Consider the following 22,302-nt stretch of genomic DNA (forward strand, 5'->3'; position numbering starts at 1 on the left):
TTTCAATTTCATAAATGTACAATATGATACCCAAAAAAGAGGGGATAAAAACCAAAATTATCCCCACTTTTTAACTAACAAACCATACTAACTAATATGAATAATCTATTTTCATAAAAATCGATTAATTAAAACCTGGATTCTGAGGCATTACGCCGGTAAGGTTAGCATCGATAACTTCCTGAGGGATAGGATAAAGCTGATCCCTTTCTGTTATTAGTTGGCCACCATTGAAATTATACTTTCTGGCCCTTTCAATCAGTTTCCCTGTCCTTATCAGCGTATATCTCCGATGTTCTTCAGCTACCAATTCTCTTGATCTTTCATCAAGAATAAAATCGATATTAACCTGTGCAGCCGTAATAGGAGTCGCTTTCGATCGAGTTCTAATAGCATTAAGGGTTACTGCGGCTCCAGGTAAATCACCAAGAAGGAACTGAGCTTCCGCTTTAAGGAGATATGTTTCTGCTAAGCGAAGATAAACCTGATCATTGAACTGTCCTCCATCTGAATCAGGATTATTAGGGTCAGCCCCTTCTACTTTTCTCATAAATGGACGGCGGACATTTATCCTGTTAGTTGGAGAAATCTCGTTTACTCCAACTGTTTTACCCCAATCACACCAGATAGTGTCTCCATAATTATAACCTGCAGGTAGTCTGTCAGCAGGATACGGAGCATTTTTTGTTGCATCATTAAGTATAAAATACTTTCTCATAGCATATGGGGAAGCACGTTCATCTTGAGGTTCGTATATACTTATTGCCCAATTTGTTAGTGACATTCTTGTTGCGCCTCTACCACCCCTCTCATAAGTATTTCTAAGTGGTCTGACTCCTTTGACCACCATATCAGCATATCTACTCGCATGAATACGCCTCCAACCACCGCTTGAACTTCCTCCGCCAAGAGTATTTAGTGCAAACTGGAAAACCCATAAAGCTTCAGTATTTCCCTGATCCCTGTTTTCATTTCCTTCAATCCACATGTCATGGACAGCCACCCCTGGCAGGCTTTTTTTAACACCATACCTTGCAGTAATAAGCTTATATTGTGGAGTACTAATTACCTTATCTGCCCAATAGAGAGCACTGTCCGGTTTATTAAAATAAAGATACATTTCAGATACATAATGCTGAACAGCACCCTTAGTAAGTCGTCCCCTCCAAGTGCGTTCCACAGGTATATGTTTCTCAGCGAAAAGCAGATCTGAAAGAATTTGTCTTCTAACTTCCTCTACTGGTGTTCTTACCCAGTCTGTCTTTATGGTTGAACCTTTTGCTTCTTCAAGACTTAGAGGAACATCTCCCCATGATCCGCTTAAATGCCTATAAGCCCAAGCTCTTATTGCTCTTGCTTCAGCAATAATTCTGTTTTTATTCTCTTCAGCAGTACCACCAGTTCCTATCCAGTTAACATCTTTTCTTTCTGCCTGGGTTATAATTGTGTTAGCGGCATTCACAACAGAGTATAGCCACCTGAAATGATTTCTTACTGCCACATCCTGAGCGTTCAGTCGGTCTCCCCAAAATCTTGGAATTTCACCCCAGTTACCAATATCTTTTGAATCGGAATTTGGAGTTAGATTATCGGTACCATTCATAAAAATCTCAAGCCTTGCACCATTTCCTCCCTCCCGTTCCATTCTCACAAGCGAATAAAGTCCATTTAATCCTGCATCAAAACCTGCTACACTAGTATATAAAGTCTCAGTTGTAATAAGATGAGGTGGGTTTTCATCAAGTATGTCCTTTTGGCAACCAATTACTCCTAAAGAAAAAATAATTAAGGAGAAAGCTGCAATCTTATATATTGATTTAATTTTCATATCAGCAAATTTTTATGTTATTAAAAACCAAAACTTAAACCAAAAACATATTCTTTTTGCAAAGGAATAGCCTCCTGGTTACTTAACTCAGGATCCAGTCCACGCCATTCAGTGAAGGTAAGCAGGTTTCTTCCCGTAAAATATACTTTCAGTTTGGACAAACCAGCTTTTTCAGTAATTTTTGTGGGGAAATCATAAGAAACAGAAACATCTTTTAACCTAATAAAGCTTGCCGGATCATAAACATATCCTCTAATCCCTGCCATGTATTCTGCCTGCAAATTGTTCATGACAAATTCGTTGGTAGGATTATCAGGTGTCCACCAGTCTTTTTTGGTAGTATTTCTTCTGATTACTGAGAATGTTTCAAGGTCAGTCATTAGCGGGAAGAGATTCTTGGTAATACCCTGTACGCCATGAATAAATATATCAAATTTGAATTGCTTGTATGTAAAGGAGTTGGTCAAGCCCCAAAGTAATTTTGGATCCTGCTGGCCAATAATCTGTTTATCATCAGCAGTAAGTTTACCATCACCGTTAACATCCTTTAGTTTAACAAATCCCGGCTGTGAGCCCCATGCTGCAGCCTCTGCTGATTCTTCAGTTTGCCATGTTCCAACCCATTCAAAATCATATATAACTCTGATAGGTTTACCAATAAACCAGCTATTTACAATATCATCCACTTCTTTGCCATTCTCGTCTACAATTCCATAAAGTGAGATAATTTTATTTCTCAGATAGGCAATATTTCCAGATGTAACCCATTGAAAACCACCTCTATCAATATTTTTTGAATTGATTGAAAATTCGAATCCCAAGTTCTGTGTTTTACCAATGTTCTGAGTTATTGAGTTTATTCCATGAACAGGAGATATTGTCCTGTTCAGAAGAAGATCTGAAGTGGTGGTATTATAGAAGTTTATTTCTCCTGAGATACGATCTTTAAGTATTCCAAAGTCAATTCCTCCGTTTAGGGTACTAGATGTTTCCCATCCAAGTTCATCCTGACCCAACCTGCTGGGTACGTATCCTGCTGCCGTGGCTTTGCCATCCACCATGTCTTCTGAACCTAATCTTGAAATAGATTCGTAAGCACCTACTGCCTGGTTACCATTTAACCCCCAGGAGGCTCTGATTTTTACTTTGTTAAACAGGTCCTTCCAGGGAAAAAATGGTTCACTTGAAAGATTCCAACCCATAGCAACGGATGGAAAGAAACCCCATTTCTTCTGTGCTCCGAATCCAGAATATCCATCTCTCCTCCCAGTCACTGTAAGAAGATAACGACTACTATAGGAATAATTCAGGCGGACCATCTGTGAAATCAATTTGGTGTCATTAAAAGTAAAACCTGGCTGAATAAGTTCAGCCTGAGCAGCTGAGTAAATCTTAAGAAAATCATGAGGGAAACTGGAAGCAAATAATGTATTCGAACTGTTACTGTTTCCCTCATAACTATATAATGCAGTTGCAAAAATATTATGAAGTCCAAATTCTCTGTTATATGAGAAAATATTTTCAAGAACTGTATTATTATATAGAGAGCGATCTGTATCTGCACTTCCGAGAGCACCTAAACCAGAAGCAGTATTTCTACCCCTGTAGGTATTACTATCGGTAAAACGTAATCTTATTCCTGAATTGATCCTGTAACTCAACCCTTTAATAAAAGGAAAATCGATAAGAACAAAATTATTAGTAAGAATCTGATAGGACTTATCGATATTATCATATAATAATCCCTGCAAAGGATTGGAGACTGTTAAATCTTCAGGCCATGGATACACTGTTAAATCACCATTTTCATCATATGGAGTACTTAATGGATTTGTCCATAGGAGACCTGACATACTCGGACCCGACCCACTTCTGTCATCAAAGGAAAACTGAGTCCTGGTACCAATAGTCAACCAGTCTTTTATCTTTGTATCAACATTAACTCTGCTTGTAATACGCTTATAATCATCATTCACAGCTATCCCCTTTACATCCAGCAAACTACCTGCGATGTAGAATTTTGTATTCTGAAATCCACCTGAAGCAGAAAGATTATGTTGTTGACTTGCCCCCTTACGTAATCCAAGATCTAACCAGTTTACACCTTTCCCTGCATCAAAAACGGCCTGCTCTGACAATGATATCTGGCCCGGAAAACGTGCCTGCTTAAAATTATAGAATTCTTCCCCTGTCATTATTTCCGGCAATTCAGAAAACTTCTGAACAGAATAATAACCATCATATGTAAGTGTAGTTTTTCCGACTGTTCCACTTTTAGTAGTTATTAATATTACTCCATTTGAACCTCTTGATCCATAAATAGCGGCTGCCGATGCATCTTTTAAAATTTCAATCGACTGAACATCATTAGTGCTTATATCTCTAATCTGACCTCCATATGGAATACCATCAACAATAATTAGGGGACTATTGTCAGCAAGAATTGAGTTTCTACCCCTGATCATAATAACTTCACTTGGAGCAGCACCGGCAGATGACTGCTGGATCATGATTCCCGGAACTGATCCCTGAATTGCCTGAGCAATATTTATATTAGGTACATTTTCAAGTCTACCTTTTGGCAGAGAAGTTACTGTACCAGTAATATCGCTCTTCTTCTGTGTACCATATCCAACAACTACAACTTCTTCAAGGGTTGTAACATCGAGCTCCAGGCTGATATCTATTTTTGATCTTCCCGATACCAGCACTTCCTGAGATGAATAACCAATAAATGAGAATAGTAATGTAGCATCGGGTGCAGGCGCACTAATAGAGTAATTACCATTTATATCCGAATTTACTCCTATAGTTGTCCCTTTAAGAACGATACTGACACCTATAAGGCCCTCGCCTGTAGATGCATCAGTAACTTTACCTGTTATTATCTGCTGAGGGACCTCTTCCTTCAACATAATAACAATCAGGTTATTGTCCATTAATTTGTAATCAAACTCAGTTGATTTAAAAAGCTCATCAAGAACCTTATCAATATTTGCGTCTTCAACTTGAATATCAACAAGATTATCGATCGACTTCAGATCATCGTTATAGAAAAATCGATAATTAGTCTCCTTTTCAAGAATTCCCAGGATCTCTTTTACAGATTTACCCTTTTCTTTCAGGGAAATCTGCCCAAATCCAGTTGCTGAAAGATTCAGTGTGAATATCAGCATAAGAATAATTGTCAGTTTCATAAATAAGAGGATTTTGTACATTCTCCGATGTGGAGAACAAGAAAACAATAAATTTTTCATAATTTTGAAAGGTTAGGTTTTGGTTAACATGATTGACCATTGTTCGCGCATTTCGGCCATGATTGTTATCAACTCTGACTTAATTTCGGGAAAGACAGCTGCAAACTGTTTTTCCCTTTTTTTTAAAATATCTGCATAGGCTAATGATTTTTTAATTTAGTATTTGAAATTCTTAATTACCATTATCTAAGATGCTTGGAGTAATCATTCAATTGTTCTGTATCTGAACTCATATAAACAGTTTTGCCTTTCAGCGAATACTCAATTGGAGCAGTAAGTTTTATCACATTTAGCACTTGTTCGAGAGTCTCATCCATAAGGACTCCGGTAAATCGATACTTCTTTATCTTTTCATCACTAAAAACAATAGAAACATCATATTTCCTCTGAAGTTCAATACACAGATTATCAAGACTTTCACCTCTGATAACCAGTCTTCCTTTTGTCCAGGCAACTACCTGACTTACATCAACTTTAGGTGATATTAATATATTTTCATATAGAGTCCTTACAGGCTTGGCATCCAGCGAATCCAGATTTCTAATCTTTTCAAGATTAAAGCTTTCAGTTTCCTTAATATATATTGCTTTTTGGTTTGGTATAAGATCTATAAACTGGCTCTTGTCATCCACATTTAATAGCTGTGAGATTTCTACTTTTCCTTCGATAAGAGTTGTTTCAATTATGCTCTCATCATCATATGCCTTTATATTAAACTCGGTGCCAACAGCTTTTACATTAATATCACCCGCATTCACATTCAAAGGGATATCCAGGTTTTTAGCAACCTTAAATAATGCCTCCCCTACCAGAACAAGGTCTCTGTTGGTAACATTAAAATTACTGCTGTATCTAATCGAACTTCCGGCATTCAGAATTACTTTAGTACTGTCAGGAAGAAGAATCTCAGAATTAGAGCCATAAGGAGCTTTTATTTCAGAAAAGCTGATTACACTAACTATATCAGTAGATTTATTAACCTGAGTTCGGGAGTATAGACTGCCGAGAAAAAAAGCAGCGGCAGATATAGCTGCAATAGTAAGTGTATTTATAATTTTCCGCCTGAGTTTAATTTCCTTTCCTGAACTCAAACTCTTTTCCCGGGGACGATTTTTCTGTTCTATCTCGTTCAGTATACTATTATAAATACGATCAAAATCCTGACTGTTCCCGGAATCTGAATAGTCTTCATTGAATTCAGTCAGTTGTTTGTAAAGGATTTCCTTTATTAATCTTTCATTATCTGGTGATTGTATTAAATCATAGAACTGAAGCTTTTCTTCTGCTGTTGAATTCCCATCGAGAATCTTCTTTAAAAGACTATCAAGATCAGTATTAGTTTTCACAGTTTAAAAAATTACTATTTCAACTAATACATTTCAAAGGAGCTAAATACTCACAGAAATTATAAATATTTTTAAATTAATTTTATGTTATCATCTCAACACGCAGATTATAAAGAACTTACACTATGCACTTATTTCCGGTTTAAGATGTTCTCTCAATATTTTAGTTGCTCTGTATAACTGGTTTTCAACAGTCCGTACAGACAGATCTAATTTTTGAGCAATTTCTTCATTTGATAATCCATCAAAACGACTGAAATTCATGATTTTCTGTTGCTGGGCAGGAAGACTTGAAATTATTCTATCAATTTTTTTTTCAAGTTCTGTTGAATATATCTGCTCATAAGTCTGGTTTGCAGTTTTTTCCGGCTGCAGCAATTCATGATTTACATATCTGAGATGAACTGCCCTTTTTTTAAAAATATTATAAATATGGTTAATTGTAGCTTTATAGAGAAAACTTTTCACAGATAGTCTCTCATCAAGGTTTCTGCGATTCTCCCAAAGGCTAACAAAAACTATCTGAACTGTTTCCTCTGCATCAACAGAATCATCAAGGTACTTTAATGAAAAAAGATAAAGTTTGTTCTTATACTTGTTATACAACTTCTCAAAAGCCTCAAGACTTCCATTCCTTAACCTGAATGTCAGGATGCTGTCAACAATTGTATCAGTGCTCAAAATAGTCAGAATTAGTAGTGAAACTTAGGTATAAAAAAGCTGACAAAAAAATTCAATTTCGCAATTAACATTATTTAACTTCTGATATTATAAAGACAACTACTTTTGCTTTCTTAAAACTAACAACAAACATAATTATGCCGCATTTTAATGATAAATATGATAAAAAAGTGAATTACAGGCTGTTTCATATTACCCTAATTCTTATAGTTATTATTCTTTTTCATAACCAATATGAAATATCTGCACAGATCTCAAATCTGTCTGACAAAACCATCGAAATTGACTCCGTGGTAATCAGGGCAAAAAAGGAAACAAGGAATCTGATGAAAAGACCTTATACCGAGCCCAATTCAATATTCCCGTCGATAAGTAAATTAACTTTTGCTGAGATAAAAAGGCAGGGAGCAACCAACCTTGTTGAGGCTATGAATTACATCCCGGGCGGACTCATTGAAACGCGGGGAAGGCAGGTGAAACAGTTCTTTTCGGTAAGAGGACAGAAATATCCTTATCCCGATTATGCCATCGATGGTGTATGGCAAAAGGAATTTGAGGAACTGCCATATTTCTTCTCTACCTCCGATATAGAGGAAATAGAGGTAGTAAGATCAAGTGCGGCTCTTTTAACAGGATTATCGGGAATGGCCGGACTTATAAATGTTAAGACAAGGGAATACAATAAGATGGAGACAAACATAGAAATGGAATATGGCTCCTACAATTCATTGCATACTCACTTGTCAAATGGCAGCAAAATCGGAAATCTCTCTTACTCAGCAGGAATAGGCTATGATAAAAGTGATGGTCCCACTGGTTCTCATTCAAAAGAAAATATGGCTGATCTGTTTACCCAGGTTAAGTGGCAGCCTTCTGAAAAACTTTCAGTTAAAGCAAACCTTTTCTATCTGAACGGAAAAAGAGAACTGCGAATCGCTGAATTACCTGCTGATAAAAGGTACCGTGATATGATCCAGAATTTCAACCCGGTGCAGGCTGTCCTTACGAACTTAAAAACTGTTTATTCACCAAATGAAAAGCTCTCTTCTGAACTTCAGATATTCTATTCTTACCGCAATCCGACCTTCAACGATGAGGTCAAACTTACATCTTCCAATGAGAAGGATTCGGAATATGGTTTTAACTTCATCCAGTCAGTTGCTGTTACTAATTTTAATATTATCCGCTTTGGCGCTCTTTACAATCACTGGATTGCTCCAAACGGCAAGAGATTCTATACAGGCAAACGCTGTGATACTGAGACATTTTCAGCAGTTCTTGTAGATGAACAACGGATTGGCCGGGTAACTCTTGATGCAGGAGTACGTCTCACCAGAACCTATATGAATGACTACGGGGCATTCAATATTGAAGGAGATGGTGCAGCATTTAAGAATGTAACTTCCATTCAGGACCAGTGGGAACCTGCGATAATTCAGGGTAGTCTTGGCGCGTCTTACCGCATTAACAATCTGCTTTCTGCATATTTCAACTCTGCTGCCGGACAGGTAAAACCGCGACAGGGCTCCCTTACAACCGAACTGAATGTCCCATTGAATGAGCTCAGGTATAAATTTGATCTGGGAATTGTGAGAACAATCGGAATAAATGGCAAGGTTTCCGCCACTGCCTTCGGAGTAGTTCAGAATGATGCAATTGCCTTAAGCGGAGACACTTATCTTGATGCAGCAACTAATATCAGAAGGGAATTGTATGTAAACCGCGACCAGGAACAATATGGAATTGAGTTGGAAATATTGTCACCTGAAGTTTACAGAATGTTTGAACCATTTCTGAACTTAACAATCATGAAATCAGCTTTGATAGAGTCAGGAACCAGGGTGACAAACAAGGAGAATCCGGTATTGATTTCAAGCGGAGGCATATATTTCAAAAAGAAAAATATCGATATCAATCTTCTGGGAAAGTATATTTCGAAATTTGAGAATGACAGGTTTGCTGCACCTGCAGACGGCCCTCAGCCTCTCGGTGATTTCTTCACTGCTGATATAAACGGAGGATATACATTTAAAGGCAAGATACCTGTAAGAGTGTATCTTAAGGTTAAGAATATATCCGACAAAAGATATTCAACAGTAATTGGATATCCCGATTTTGGCAGGATGATTTACGGGGGGATTCAGATAAAATTTGGATAAATCAGGTACGGGGTACGAGGTGTGAGGTGTGCGTCGTGCGTCGTGCGTCGTGAGTCGTGAGTCGTGAGTCGTGAGTCGTTAGTCGTTAGTCCTGTGCCCGTTTTGCGTTTAGCTTCTTATTAACATTATATGTAAGCCAGGCACACCCTGAACCAATAATGGCCCCTGCGAGTACATCAGAGGGATAGTGAACACCCAGATGCATTCTTGAATTTCCTACTGTACCAGCCCATGCATAGGAAGGTGCAATTACGTACCATTTAGGATAGGTCAGGCTCAATGATGTGGCAGTAGCAAATGCACTGGAAGTATGACCTGAAGGGAAAGACGGGCTGCCTGCCCCTGATTTTTTAGTGATATCAGGATATGTTACAAAAGGTCTGTCACGTCCAATTGAGTATTTTAAAGCAGTCGTAACTACCTCATTAACAGCAATTGCTGCTGCTATGGTACATGTATTTTTTAATAATTGTTTATCATCATTAATAAGGCCTAATGTTCCCATTGCAACAGGTGCGGCTATAACAATATATGCATTTGAATTTGAAGCAAAACGGAAAAACCTGTCAGACGGCAAAGACTCGGATGAATTGACTGAACGTAATAATCTGATATCAGCACTCTGGGAGAAGAGTCTGGCTTCAAATAAAATTAATATAATGATGAATACAGTTTTATTGATTCGCATCAATTATAAGTCATTATTCTTCCCGTTCAGCAAATGTGAATTTACTTTCTCATAAATCTGTTTAAACCAATAGGTATAATTATCAGGGTTGGCAAGAATATCTTTATGCAGATCAGCATAGGTAATCTTTTTCCAGGCGTCTACCTCAGTTGTATTAATCACGGGATCGTTGTCGGAGATACCGATAAAGACATGATCCAACTCGTATTCAGTAAGTTCATTATCAAGCTTTTCCTTATAAATAAAACTAAACAGCCTTTTTAATTTGCATGTGATTCCCATCTCCTCAACAAGTCTGGCTGTGGCTGATTCCATATCTGATTCTCCGGGGGCTGGATGGGTACAACAGGTGTTGGTCCATAATCCTTTTGAATGATACTTATCCATTGCTCTTTTCTGGAGTATCCATTCTTCCTTTGAATTGATAATAAACACCGATACTGCTCTGTGTAAAAGCGCTTTCCTGTGAACCTCCATCTTCTCCATAAAACCTGAAGGCTCATCATTTTCGTTTACCAGTATTACCAGATTCTCTCTCATAAATTCTTATTTCAAAAGTTTCTCAATGTCTTTAGTAAGTTTCTCAGGCACTGTGGTCGGTGAAAACCTTTTAACCGGAATTCCATTTTTGTCGATTAGAAACTTTGCAAAGTTCCATTTTATTTTTTTACCGAAAGTCCCTGGTAACTTGTCTTTCAGATATTTATAAATAGGGTGTGCTCCTTCGCCGTTAACATCAATTTTTGAGAACATCTGAAACGATACTCCATAGTTTATAAGACACCCTTCCGAAATCTCCTTTTCTGTACCCGGCTCCTGATTTCCAAACTGGTTACAGGGGAAACCAAGTATCACCAGTCCCTGGTCCTTATATTTCTGGTTGAGGTTCTCAAGTCCCTCATATTGAGGAGTCAGTCCGCATTTACTCGCAGTGTTTACCACCAGAACCACCTTTCCTCTGTACGATTCCATACTTATGTCTTTTCCCTGAAGCGACCTGGCGGTAAACTGATAAAAGTTATTTTCCATTATTAAAATGCCTTCCCTATTTTAGTTTGCTCTTGATCTCTGCAAGCATAAAAACAATATCAAGATCATCATTGTTCATTATCTTGGTCGAAATCGCTCTAATTGCTCCGTATCGCTTAGCTGTTTTGAAGTCATCTTTGACGGTTTGAGGAAGATTACTCTGATTAAGTACAGGTTCAGCCTTGTCGCCAAAGTAGAATGTTATCCTGAACGAATCGGCATGAATGGCACCCCAAAATAGGGTTTTCTTTTTCTGAACCATCTTAAAGAGCCACTGATTTCCATCTTTATAGTAATTCCAGCTTCCTGATGATTCTTTATATCTGACTGAGATCTCCGACAGAAGCTTTTTCCAAAGCGGCATCTTCTCTTTAAGAACAGAGGAAAGAACATTATCATCAACTTCAACGGATTTATCAGATAAAACCAATTTTTCGATTTCTTCCATATCAGATAAATTTAAAGCCCTCAAAGTTACAGAATAATGTGATTCTGTGAATCAAATAACAACCTGGCTTTATCCCAAAACACAGATAATCATATAAAATTTATACTTTTATGTTAAGATAAACGGAACCAATGGGCGATAAAAAAATAATTAAAGATCTGTGCAGCAGATATCCTCAGCTTAATTCAGTTTCATCAGCAATTGAGGAAGCAGCTGAGTCATTAATAAAGTGCTATTCATCAGAGGGGAAATTACTTGTATGCGGAAATGGAGGAAGCAGTTCCGATTCTGATCATCTTGTCGGAGAACTTATGAAAAGCTTCGAATTAAAGAGGGCAATAAAAAGCAATATTGCTGAGAATCTTATCCAAGTATCACCAGAGAGAGGAGAGTTTCTCGCACAGAAACTTGAAGGAGGACTTCCGGCAATCTCACTTTCTTCTCAAACTGCGCTGACAACTGCGGTCTCGAACGACATTGATGCCAGCCTGATATTTGCTCAGCAGATAATTGGTTATGGTACTGCCGGAGACATCCTTATAGCAATAAGCACATCGGGTAATTCACAAAATGTTATTGATGCATGCATCACTGCAAGAGCTCTGAATATGAAAGTGATTGGTCTTACCGGAATTGCAGGAGGTAAAATGAAACAATATTGCGATATCCTGATTAATGTACCGGAAAAACGAACAGCATATATACAGGAGCTCCATCTACCTGTAATACACACACTTTGTAATATAATTGAGAATCATTTTTACAATAACCATATTAAATAAAGGATGAAGTCTGAAACTCTATCTGAGATCCTCAAAAAGATTAAATCAGTCAAAATCGCAGTTGTCGGAGATTTTTGTCTCGATGCTTACTGGTTTGTTGATGAGTCAAAAAGTGAAATTTCGATTGAGACTGGTCAGGCTACGCGACCTGTCAGCATCCAGAAATATTCTCCCGGAGGAGCAGGTAATGTGACAAATAATCTTGCGGCTCTCGGTATAAAAGATATCCGTGCCTTTGGTGTTATAGGGAAAGATCCGTTTGGTCCTGAGATGGTTAAGGTTATGAAAAATGCCGGTATCAATACCAATAATCTGCTGATTCAGGATGAGAATTGGGCAACTCATGTTTACATCAAACCGTATGTTGGAGATAAGGAACAGAGCCGTATTGACTTCGGAAACCATAACGTGCTTTCAGAAGATACTGCAGACAGACTGATTACCAGACTTGAAAAAGCTGTTAAGGAAGTAGATATTATTATTATCAATCAACAGGTACTTTCCGGAATTCATACTCCATATTTCAGGAAGAAGCTGGTTGAAGCAGTCAGCCATTTTCCCGACAGAATATTTATTGCCGACAGCAGAAATTATAACGATTTATATACGGGTACATATCGCAAAATGAATGATACCGAAGCTCTTCTGCAATGCGGAGTTAAGAAAGGACCTGACGAAACCATCCCATATTCTGAGACCCTGAATGCGGCTAAAACACTTTTCGACAGATATGAAAAACCTCTCTTTATTACAAGAGGAAGCAGAGGATCGCTTGTGGTTAATGAAAAAGGGATAACTCAGATTCCCGGACTGATGATAATCTCAAAAGTTGACACCGTAGGTGCCGGAGACAGCTTTCTTGCAGGTGCTGCTGCAACCCTGGCCGCTGATTACAAAATGGATACAGCTGCTGAAATAGGATCATATGTTGCAGGGGTAACTGTGCAGAAACTGTTTCAGACCGGAACTGCTACACCTGATGAAGTTATGGCAATCGGTAATGACCCTGATTATATATATGAACCTGAACTGGCAGAGGACATAAGGCAGGCGAATTTATTGAAAGACTCTGAATTTGAGATCATTAACTCCTGGCCAAAAAACCTTAATATCAGGCATGTAATTTTTGACCACGACGGAACTATCTCAACACTGAGGGAAGGTTGGGAGAAGATCATGGCACCAATGATGATCAAAGCTATCCTTGGTAATCAATTCCTTAATGCAGAAAAATCACTTTATACCAAAGTTGAATCAAGAGTAACTGAACTTATTGACAAAACAACAGGCATTCAGACACTTATGCAAATGAAACTCCTGACAGATGTGATAAGGGAGTTCGGATGCGTGCCTGAGGATCAGATACTTAATGAATATGGCTATAAAGAGATTTATAATAAAGAGATCCTCCAACTTGTAAAAGAACGTGAAGGTAAACTGATGCGATCAGAGCTTTTGGTAGAAGATTTCACAATGAAAAATATAGTCCCATTTCTTACAAGGCTTCACGCTGCCGGCATAAAACTATATCTCGCCAGCGGTACAGATGCAGAAGATGTAAGAGAAGAAGCTGCAGCTCTTGGTTATGCACATCTGTTTGAAGACAGGATCTTCGGGGCTGTTGGTGACCTGAACAAGGAAGCAAAGAAAATAGTCCTCGAAAATATACTGGACCTTATAGGAGAATCAGCCAGGGGCGAAATTGCCACGTTTGGTGACGGACCGGTGGAGATCAGAGAGACACGCAAAAGAGGCGGAATTACGATTGGTGTTGCAAGTGACGAAAAGAAACGTTTTGGACTCAATGCTGTGAAACGCACCAGGCTTATTAAAGCAGGTGCTGATATTATCATTCCTGATTTTACTCAATCAGAGAAATTGCTTAAGCTGCTTAATATCATATAAATGACATATTCAAAACTCAACAGGGATCTGCTTCATTTCAGGAAACTTACTGAACGTAAAAACAGGATCAGTATCGAAAATGACCATATTCCGGTCACTCAGAAACCCTTAAACCTTTCCGGTTCTGATAAAAACCTTATTAAAAAGAGTATTGAAAGGATCAAAGCTGCAAGAGCAAATAATAAACCCGTGATGCTCACATTCGGGGCCCATACTATCAAAAATGGAATGGCTCCGGTACTGAACGCCCTGATTAAGGAAGGATGGGTAACCCATCTGGCAACCAATGGCGCCGGAATAATACACGACTGGGAGTTTGCATATCATGGCAAATCAAGCGAGGATGTACGGGAGAATATTGAAAAGGGAGAATTTGGAATATGGTATGAAACAGGATTCTATATAAATCTCGCACTTATTACCGGAGCCTTCCAGGGATTAGGTTACGGGGAATCAGTGGGGAAGATGATTTCGCAGGAAGGTTTGCTGATTCCGGATGTGGAAAGCCTTAAAAAAGAGGCGATAGAAAATATTGACAAAGATCCCGATAAATCTGCAGCAGTCATTGATCTGACAGGCGTAATTCAAAAATTTAACCTGAAGCCCGGCTTCATGATGATCCCTCATCCATTCAAAAAATATTCTGTCCAGGCATGTGCCTATGAAGAAAAAGTACCATTCACAGGACATCCGATGTTCGGACAGGATATAATTTATACTCATCCCATGAATAACGGTGCTGCAATAGGAAGAACTGCATCTGCAGACTTCCTCTGCTTTGCCGAAAGCGTCAGCAGAATTGACGGTGGAGTTTATCTTTCACTTGGTTCAGCTGTTATGTCACCTATGATATTTGAGAAGTCTCTTTCGATGGCTCAGAACATTGAAATTCAGCATAAAAGACATATTGATCACCATTTTATTCTTGTTGTGGATTTAGCAGAATCAAACTGGGACTGGCATAAAAACGGGGAACCGCCAGTCGATAACCCTGCCTATTATCTCAGATACTGTAAAACATTTCATCGCATGGGCGGCGAGATGCATTACCTCACGGCAGATAACAGGGATTTTCTACTTGAGCTTTACCAGGGACTTACTTCAGCCAGATTATAACCAGAAGGGTAATGACAGAGAATACCAGAAGATGTAATCTCCAGTCTTTTAATCCTTCGAAACGGGCAATCCTGGCAGAATAATCTATCGTTGTCTTTTCAAGCTTTTCCGCAGATGTCTTTTCCGTAAATGCTGAAACTGCAAAAAGGACAATAGTTATAAAGATCTCTGCCCATAATCCTCTGTACCCAAAATTGAGTGTAAGCTTATGATGCAGAAAAGGGAATATTGCTTTCCCGGCTTCAGGTCCGATTAACTGATCTACAACGAATATCGTCGCTATTATGACCCCAACAATAACAGAGACTGTTGCGGCTTTAAGGGTTACCTTTTTACTTATTATTCCAAACAGAATTGCAGGAAAGATTGGTATAACAAGGTAAGCAGAGATGGTTTGCAGGTATTTATACAGTCCTTCTTCGTTCTTATAAACCATATAAGCAGCTCCTATGCCCAGTATCGTAATAGCAATGATTGCAATACGGCCAAACTGCACCTGTTTCTTTTCAGGAAAGTCCGGACGGAACTCAACAATAAAATCGCGTACAACAAGAGTTGAGACTGAGTTCAGTACTCCTATCAATGAAGTTATAAGTGCAGCAAGCAATGAAGCCATAATCAACCCTTTCAATCCTGCAGGAAGAAGTCTGTCGAGCAGCAATACAAAGGTTTGTTTTGTTGCATCACCCTGTAATTCACCAGGATACAAAGCGAAAGCTATTACTCCGGGAAGCGCAAATATAAACACAGGCAATAACTTCAGAAGGACTGCAAACATGCTTCCCCACCTGGCATTCTTAAGATCAGGAGCAGCAAGAACACGCTGGACATTTACCTGATCCATGCCCCAGTAGAACACCCCTGCATAAAAAGCTGTCGCGAGAATCCCCCAAAAAGGATATGCAGGATCATCATAAGGCTTAGCTACCGACATCATCTGAGGCACTTTATCCATTAGTCCGCTGAATCCTCCGACTTTATCAAGTCCGATAAACAGCATAATAGTAGCACCACCAATCATAATGATGGTCTGGATAGCATCAGTATAGGCTACTGCTGTAAAGCCGCCTATTATCGTGAAAACTGCAACTATTAGTCCTATATAAAGTATTGTTGTCATGATGTTCCATCCAAGAATGCTGTTCAGCACCAGTGCCCCTGCGAAAAGGGTGAAAGCCAGTTTTGTCATAATACTGATTACCAGCATCAGTCCTGAAAAGAATGTGCGCGCCCTTCTGTTATATCTGATCTCAAGAAATTCCGGAATCGTGAAGATCTTGTTTTTCATGTAATATGGAAAAAGAATGGCACAGGCGATACCGAGTGTTATTGGAGTAGTGAGTTCAACAAATCCTGCAGAAAGACCATAACGGTATGAATCGCCTGATAAGCCTACGAGGTGCTCAGCTCCGATATTAGTAGCAAAAAGAGAAGCCCCGATTATCGGCCACTTTATCGATCTGCCTCCCAGGAAAAAACTTGAACTGTCCCTGCCGGCTTTCTTGCGCCATGCCATATACATACCATAGGAAAGGCTGCCGATCATTACTACAGACAGCACGAACCAGTCAAGAAATGTAAGGGATAAGTTCATTAGTGTTTATGATTTAACTTTAACTCACTCCAAACTCTAGTTCACTCTAAACTCTTTATCAATAGTTCCAATCTCCGGATACTCTGCACCATTGCCCTGACAGTATGATAATTGATTTTCCATGAGTGCCCCATATGTGTCCAGATTGGTTCACCCCGGCGCGTCAGTAACGGGAACCATTCCCCTACTCCTTTGTTTACAAATTTGTCCATCACAAAACGATGAACGTTTTTATATGCCTCCCAGTAGTTATCATTTTTAGTGATTATACATGCATCAAGAAGACCGATAAGTACCTCTGCCTGCTGCCAGAATTCTTTTTCACGGTCGTATACTCCGCCTGAATGCGGACCCTCAACATATACTCCGCCGAATTCAGTATCTATGCCATTATCAACAGTATGATCATAGATTATCTTAAACGTTTCATTGTATTCTTTATAATCTTTTTTCAGTACATCGAGTGCATGAAGCAGAAGCCAGGCAAATTCGGCATTATGACCATAGCAGGTGTTATCTGTCTCATTTGTTTTATGACCCTCTGCTGAAAACCTGTCCCATCCCCAGATTATGTCGAATTTGATCTGTGGTGCTATGGACCAGTCCTTAAAGAACTGAGGTATACCAGTCTTGTAGACCGGATGAATGATGCGATATAAAAGTATATCAATAACTTCCAGCAGCTTACGGCGATGAACATCGAGTCCGGTGCACTCGTACAGAGCTGTGAATGCTTCCATCAGGTGCATATGCACATCTAGTGTCTTCCTGTCTCCTCCCTGACTTCCGGGTCCACGCAGAGTCCAGTCGCGCTGGAACATCTCCCAGTAACCACCGTACATTGAATCAACACAGTATTTCTGTAATAGGTCAAATACCTTCCCGGCATATTCGATTCCTCGTTTATCGCCGGTTGCCAGAGTATACTCACTAAGGCAGTAGATTGCAAAACTCTGGCCATAAATTATCTTCTGATCAATCTTAACATTTCCTTTTCTGTCCATCATCCAGAAGAAACCGCCATAAGTATTATCCCACATTTTATTGATCATGAAATCAACCCCATGCCTGGCAAGTTCTGCGAGTTTACCACCGCCGTACCCGGCTCTGTGTGCGGAGGAGAGAGTGTAAATACAGCGTGTCTGGGCAATAAGTGACTTCTCATCCTCACCCGAATCGTTCCCTTTGATATCGAAGTGAGTAATAAATCCTCCATTAACCTCATCCTTCATCCTGGCAGTCCAGAAGGGTAATAATTCAGTTGTAAGATGATTAAATGCCTCGTCTCTGTACTTAATCAGTTCTTCCTTTTTCATTGCAAAAAAGATTAGTGTTAGTAAATTAACAGTAATAAGGAAATTACTTAATAAAATACTCTGCAAGCTGCTTGCCTGTAACATCCTTAACTACAGCGCGAATCTCTTTCTCATCAGCTGCAACTTCAACAAAAGAATTATTCGAATTGACAAGGAGAGGATAATTAAAACCTGATTTCCCGCTCTCATAAAATGTATTACGATGTGTATGGGCAGATATCATCAGATTTACCCCTGCAGACTGAAGTAAAGGACCAAAATTATCTGAGAGATATTTCATTCCGTTATTCTGTTTTTCCTCCTTTACAATTGGCATATGAATAATTACAATCCTCTTTTTAGCATTCCTGAATGCATCACTCTTAACTTCCATTTTAAGCCATTCGAGCTCTTCCGCTCTGTATGAATCATAATCGGCCAGACCAAAATAGTTCTTGTTGTTATCGGGTTTGTCTTCTCCGCAGTCAAGTACAGTAAAATGTACAGGTCCTCGGTCGAATCCATAATAAAACTTACCATTCTTATAATCAAAATAATTTTTGACCTCCCTGGCTTTATAGCCACGGGTTTCATGATTCCCTCTTACATAATAAAATGGTTTCTCTGATGCAAAATAAGTAACAGCTGAATCGAGGAATCCCGAGAAGAGCTCGTCTGTTGATTGCAGGAAATCAACCATATCGCCGTTAAAAAAACAGAGATCTTTTTCGGCCACACTTCCCTTTCTGAAGTAAGAAGACATTTTCGCTGAATTATTGTGAACATCATTCACAACCAGAAAATTCACTTTATCAGATCTTAAAGCAGGAGTGGTGAATGACACCGCCTTTCTTACGAGAGTATCGCCGTAATATACTTTATAAGCCTGATATTTCATTATCTGAACCGAATGAACGCTGTATTTATAAATAGTACCCGGATCGAGACCATCAACTCTCACCTTATGCAATGTGCCTCCTCCATCAACGATACCGTCGTGGCTGTTTCGCACAAACCTTATTTTTCCATCAGGGCCAGTAATATTTACACCCGGCACTGCTTGTTTATTTGTAGTCCAGAGAATTGTAACCCCGGTGGCATCGAGATTCTGAAGCCACGGACCATGAGTAACCGTAAGATTTTCATTATCAATAACCTGGGATAATAATGCATTTTGCAGAACGAATGCTAATAGTATCAGAAAGCTGACTTTTTTCATAAGGGATTATTTTGAAACGACTGATCCTGAGAAACCGCTTTGGAATTTTCTTCCATAAGTGAAGTCACACTGGCAAACCTCCATGTTTTGAGCAGTATCTTTCCAAACACAAGTAACTGGGAAACAAGGAAAAGTAAAAGTGTTTGTCCGCCGGTAAGTGGCTGCCATCCGGATATCAGAAAGAATACTGAAAGAATATATAATACCTGGACGGACAGAATCATAAGCATCATTGGGAGAGATGACCAGAACCGCTTGAATGTCTCACTGAATCCGAAACCCAGTGCACTGAAACATGCAGATTTATCATTTGATGCCTGCCAGGCCCTTGCATAATCAATTACCAGAAGTAAAACGCCCATCACGGTAATAGTCAGCAGAACTGCTGCTGATACAATAATTAAGGTAACTTTAGTTGAAATGTTATTACCTGATGCGACAATAATCAGAGGTAATGCGATTGTTATACCTGTAACGAAATTTATTATTACCCTCACAATCAAAGTAATAATCAGATAAGATCCGAAGTGTCTGGCAGAACTTCTGAAAAACTCCTGAAAGGTGCGGCGTTCGACTCCACTTCTTACAGAATTGAATAATCCTCCGGCAAAAAATATATTGACCAGAAATCCGATAATCAGCAACAGAAAGAGACCGGCAGAAAAGAATGAAAGAACTACTTTTAATGAAGAACCGAGTTCCGACAAAACAGCCGGGTCAAATCCATCCATTAACTTTTCTGTTATCATACTTTTACCAAGAGCTGACTTCAGGGCACCCCTGAGAGGAATGGCTAAAACCGAAACCAATATCAGAGAGAATAACCAGGTTATAAGTACACCCTTCCACGATTTTACAGAAACAATAATTCCGTTATATAGCGATCTGAAAATTTTCATATGATACTATTTATAATGAGCTGATGCTGATCAGGAACTGTATAAAAGTCATTAGTTTACTTGTAATTCTCCTCACAGGCACCCGGTCTGGTGCATCTGTCATTGAATTATTAATAAAATTGACATCCATGGCAATCTTGTATTCAGGATCAATTTTTACCCATTCGATTGAAGTTGTTCCTGTATAGGTAAAATCTTTATATCTGGCTTTTCCATCCCATTTTTCAATCACTTCAGTGCTGTCGCTAAAATGAACCAGGACCTCAACCGGCAACATAATTTCACCGATTCTTTCGATCATTACCACAGACTGATATAAAGAATCTCTGACTGAGGATACATTTTTAAGGGTATCATTACCATATGTCCTTCCCGATAGTTTCATAATTCTGTTGCTGGAAAATCCTGAAACCTTGTAGTCACAAATGCCCGTTCCATACATAGTCTGGTCAAAAAACCAGTTCATATCTGTGCCGAATTTATCACCATGGCGTTTTGTAACAACCTCATTGACAACGCTAATAAAATCTTTTCCTGATGGGTGTTTGAATGCCCACTTTCTGTAATACTCCCTGAAAATCTCATCAATGGTCTCCTCTCCAACTATTCCCATTAAGGTGTGCATCCATGTAGCAGCCTTGTTATACGACATAAAACCATATGTTCCATGGGGATAGTTCCATGAAAATTCATTATTACTTATTACCTGCCTGGCTCCAGAGGCAACATAGGGTGTCCTTGACATTGAAGCATCAGAAAACTTAAGATATGGCAGATCAACCATCCCGGTGTTCTTACCATAATAATGATCCATAATCCTTGTTTCCCAGAAAGTATTGATTCCCTCATCTAACCATGGCTCCTCAAACTCATTGCTTGCAAGTATACCCATGAAATAGCCGTGCCCGAATTCGTGAATTGTTACCATCTCAGGCATATGGACTGAGGCAGGCATAATGAAAGATGAAGTTGATGTAAATAAAGTTGTGTATTCCATTCCGCCGGCACCGGAACCTTTTGTTGGCGGATCAACAAATGTCAGGTGGGGATATGGAAAAGGTCCTATTCTCTCTTCCATGTATTCCAGGGCATTCTTAACAGCCTTAAACTGGCGGTCAGCCTGATTCACCCTGAATTTTGGAAGAAGCAGCGTTATCTTAATGTGTTTCCATTCATCAGTGAAAACAGCATAACCCGGCCAGGCTGTCCATGCAAAATCAACAAGATCTTCAGCACGGAAAACAAGGGTCTTCAGGTCTGCATCTGCATCCGATTCTTTCATCAGCATACCGCCTGCTCCTACAACATATTCCTTTGGAAGTGTTATTGTCACATCATAAACACTATGATTGGAATAGAATTCTGAGTGTGCATGGAACTGGTGACAATTCCAGCCTCCCTTAACAGCAAATCTCATTCCTGCAGGCTCGTAGACACCAAACTTCGGAAACCACTGGGCTACAAAAAAATAGTCGTCCTTTGCACCGGTTCGGATTATGTTTGATGGCAGCTTCGATTTGAAGCTGATATTCAGGAATACTGTATCTCCGGGTTTTGCCGGTTGCGGGAGGTTTATTTTAAGTACTGTTTTATCATCAGGGTTGCCATCGTCGGGTGATATGAACTCCATAGCTGAATTAAGGTCTCTCCCGCTTTTATCAGATATTGTAATTATATCGATCCAGCCATAGTCCGACTCACTGGTTGCCGGAAACCTGCTACCACCTTTAAAAAAGGTAGAGCTGCTGCTGCTGAATGCATTAAGGTACATATGCATCTGTACGTCAGGAACAATATCAGTCGATTTGTTGACCCAGTATGTAACCATATCACCATTGACAATCTTTCCGGTTACATCAAGCTTTGCATCAATCTTATAATATGTCTGGCGTGAACTAAGCGGTTCCTTAAAAATAACCTGGGATCTTGCCGAAGAAGACACATATATCATGAAGGCAATCAGGAAAAGCACTTTTTTCATATAACTTCAGTGTAAGAAAAAAAATTAACCGCAGAGGGCCGCTGAGCTAATAACTGAGAACCGCAGAGGAAAATA

General features: G+C 39.2%; 16 protein-coding genes and 1 pseudogene. 4 read left to right on the plus strand and 13 right to left on the minus strand.

Going from position 1 to position 22,302, the window contains the following annotated elements:
• Nucleotides 1-124 precede the first annotated feature (124 nt).
• The 4 genes from IPJ16_12870 to IPJ16_12885 form a co-directional block, all read right to left on the minus strand.
• On the minus strand, nt 125-1,828 hold the full coding sequence (locus IPJ16_12870) for a RagB/SusD family nutrient uptake outer membrane protein (GenBank protein MBK7628064.1): 1,704 nt from the start codon (nt 1,826-1,828) through the stop codon (nt 125-127).
• 20 nt (nt 1,829-1,848) lie between these two features.
• Nucleotides 1,849-5,085 carry a TonB-dependent receptor gene (locus tag IPJ16_12875; protein MBK7628065.1) on the minus strand — a complete coding sequence of 1,079 codons (3,237 nt, stop codon included), beginning with the start codon at nt 5,083-5,085 and terminating at the stop codon, nt 1,849-1,851.
• Between the two features lie 182 nt (nt 5,086-5,267).
• A complete protein-coding gene (locus IPJ16_12880; protein MBK7628066.1) occupies nt 5,268-6,431 on the minus strand; it encodes a FecR family protein in 1,164 nt (387 codons plus the stop codon).
• Between the two features lie 123 nt (nt 6,432-6,554).
• Nucleotides 6,555-7,112 (minus strand): RNA polymerase sigma-70 factor, encoded by a 558-nt coding sequence (locus IPJ16_12885; GenBank protein MBK7628067.1) that lies wholly within the window; start codon nt 7,110-7,112, stop codon nt 6,555-6,557.
• Nucleotides 7,113-7,249: 137 nt separating this feature from the next.
• Between IPJ16_12885 and IPJ16_12890 the strand changes: the two genes are divergently transcribed.
• The gene (locus IPJ16_12890) at nt 7,250-9,271 is read left to right on the plus strand and encodes a TonB-dependent receptor plug domain-containing protein (protein ID MBK7628068.1); all 2,022 of its coding nucleotides are present in this window, start codon (nt 7,250-7,252) and stop codon (nt 9,269-9,271) included.
• A gap of 106 nt (nt 9,272-9,377) precedes the next feature.
• Here the strand turns inward: IPJ16_12890 and IPJ16_12895 are convergent.
• The 4 genes and pseudogenes from IPJ16_12895 to IPJ16_12910 form a co-directional block, all read right to left on the minus strand.
• A pseudogene (locus tag IPJ16_12895) lies at nt 9,378-9,959 on the minus strand (phosphatase PAP2 family protein).
• A gap of 3 nt (nt 9,960-9,962) precedes the next feature.
• A complete protein-coding gene (gene idi, locus IPJ16_12900; protein ID MBK7628069.1) occupies nt 9,963-10,499 on the minus strand; it encodes an isopentenyl-diphosphate Delta-isomerase in 537 nt (178 codons plus the stop codon).
• 6 nt (nt 10,500-10,505) lie between these two features.
• Entirely contained in the window at nt 10,506-10,988 is a 483-nt protein-coding gene (locus IPJ16_12905) for a glutathione peroxidase (protein MBK7628070.1), read from the minus strand.
• Nucleotides 10,989-11,004: 16 nt separating this feature from the next.
• Nucleotides 11,005-11,436 (minus strand): DUF3788 family protein, encoded by a 432-nt coding sequence (locus IPJ16_12910; GenBank protein ID MBK7628071.1) that lies wholly within the window; start codon nt 11,434-11,436, stop codon nt 11,005-11,007.
• Nucleotides 11,437-11,567: 131 nt separating this feature from the next.
• On the opposite strand from IPJ16_12910, the gene IPJ16_12915 reads away from it, so the two are divergent.
• From IPJ16_12915 to IPJ16_12925, 3 genes are read left to right on the plus strand one after another with little or no spacing between them, the layout of a single operon-like run.
• Nucleotides 11,568-12,218, plus strand: a complete 651-nt coding sequence (locus IPJ16_12915; protein MBK7628072.1) for an SIS domain-containing protein — start codon at nt 11,568-11,570, stop codon at nt 12,216-12,218.
• Between the two features lie 3 nt (nt 12,219-12,221).
• Nucleotides 12,222-14,123 (plus strand): carbohydrate kinase, encoded by a 1,902-nt coding sequence (locus tag IPJ16_12920; protein ID MBK7628073.1) that lies wholly within the window; start codon nt 12,222-12,224, stop codon nt 14,121-14,123.
• On the plus strand, nt 14,124-15,239 hold the full coding sequence (locus tag IPJ16_12925) for a hypothetical protein (protein ID MBK7628074.1): 1,116 nt from the start codon (nt 14,124-14,126) through the stop codon (nt 15,237-15,239).
• Here IPJ16_12925 and IPJ16_12930 read toward each other — a convergent pair.
• Genes IPJ16_12930 through IPJ16_12950 form a run of 5 tightly spaced genes read right to left on the minus strand, consistent with a single transcriptional unit; the run spans nt 15,220 to nt 22,227 of the window.
• Nucleotides 15,220-16,833 (minus strand): sodium/solute symporter, encoded by a 1,614-nt coding sequence (locus IPJ16_12930; protein MBK7628075.1) that lies wholly within the window; start codon nt 16,831-16,833, stop codon nt 15,220-15,222. The genes IPJ16_12925 and IPJ16_12930 overlap by 20 nt on opposite strands.
• Nucleotides 16,834-16,874: 41 nt before the next feature.
• A complete protein-coding gene (locus IPJ16_12935; protein MBK7628076.1) occupies nt 16,875-18,149 on the minus strand; it encodes an AGE family epimerase/isomerase in 1,275 nt (424 codons plus the stop codon).
• 43 nt (nt 18,150-18,192) lie between these two features.
• On the minus strand, nt 18,193-19,347 hold the full coding sequence (locus tag IPJ16_12940; protein MBK7628077.1) for a metallophosphoesterase family protein: 1,155 nt from the start codon (nt 19,345-19,347) through the stop codon (nt 18,193-18,195).
• Nucleotides 19,344-20,246 carry a hypothetical protein gene (locus IPJ16_12945; protein ID MBK7628078.1) on the minus strand — a complete coding sequence of 301 codons (903 nt, stop codon included), beginning with the start codon at nt 20,244-20,246 and terminating at the stop codon, nt 19,344-19,346. Before IPJ16_12945 ends, IPJ16_12940 begins: the two co-directional genes overlap by 4 nt.
• 10 nt (nt 20,247-20,256) lie before the next feature.
• Nucleotides 20,257-22,227 carry a M1 family metallopeptidase gene (locus IPJ16_12950; protein ID MBK7628079.1) on the minus strand — a complete coding sequence of 657 codons (1,971 nt, stop codon included), beginning with the start codon at nt 22,225-22,227 and terminating at the stop codon, nt 20,257-20,259.
• Between the last annotated feature and the right edge of the window lie 75 nt (nt 22,228-22,302).

It is taken from the genome of Bacteroidales bacterium, assembly GCA_016709865.1.
In the GTDB taxonomy this organism is placed as follows: Bacteria; Bacteroidota; Bacteroidia; order Bacteroidales; family VadinHA17; genus LD21.

Excerpts from the sequence above, each read along its gene's own strand:
- IPJ16_12870 (MBK7628064.1), bottom strand. The coding sequence starts at position 1,828 with ATGAAAATTAAATCAATATATAAGATTGCAGCTTTCTCCTTAATTATT.
- IPJ16_12875 (MBK7628065.1), bottom strand. The coding sequence starts at position 5,085 with ATGAAAAATTTATTGTTTTCTTGTTCTCCACATCGGAGAATGTACAAA.
- IPJ16_12890 (MBK7628068.1), top strand. The coding sequence starts at position 7,250 with ATGCCGCATTTTAATGATAAATATGATAAAAAAGTGAATTACAGGCTG.
- idi (MBK7628069.1), bottom strand. The coding sequence starts at position 10,499 with ATGAGAGAGAATCTGGTAATACTGGTAAACGAAAATGATGAGCCTTCA.
- IPJ16_12905 (MBK7628070.1), bottom strand. The coding sequence starts at position 10,988 with ATGGAAAATAACTTTTATCAGTTTACCGCCAGGTCGCTTCAGGGAAAA.
- IPJ16_12910 (MBK7628071.1), bottom strand. The coding sequence starts at position 11,436 with ATGGAAGAAATCGAAAAATTGGTTTTATCTGATAAATCCGTTGAAGTT.
- IPJ16_12915 (MBK7628072.1), top strand. The coding sequence starts at position 11,568 with ATGGGCGATAAAAAAATAATTAAAGATCTGTGCAGCAGATATCCTCAG.
- IPJ16_12920 (MBK7628073.1), top strand. The coding sequence starts at position 12,222 with ATGAAGTCTGAAACTCTATCTGAGATCCTCAAAAAGATTAAATCAGTC.
- IPJ16_12925 (MBK7628074.1), top strand. The coding sequence starts at position 14,124 with ATGACATATTCAAAACTCAACAGGGATCTGCTTCATTTCAGGAAACTT.
- IPJ16_12930 (MBK7628075.1), bottom strand. The coding sequence starts at position 16,833 with ATGAACTTATCCCTTACATTTCTTGACTGGTTCGTGCTGTCTGTAGTA.
- IPJ16_12935 (MBK7628076.1), bottom strand. The coding sequence starts at position 18,149 with ATGAAAAAGGAAGAACTGATTAAGTACAGAGACGAGGCATTTAATCAT.
- IPJ16_12940 (MBK7628077.1), bottom strand. The coding sequence starts at position 19,347 with ATGAAAAAAGTCAGCTTTCTGATACTATTAGCATTCGTTCTGCAAAAT.
- IPJ16_12945 (MBK7628078.1), bottom strand. The coding sequence starts at position 20,246 with ATGAAAATTTTCAGATCGCTATATAACGGAATTATTGTTTCTGTAAAA.
- IPJ16_12950 (MBK7628079.1), bottom strand. The coding sequence starts at position 22,227 with ATGAAAAAAGTGCTTTTCCTGATTGCCTTCATGATATATGTGTCTTCT.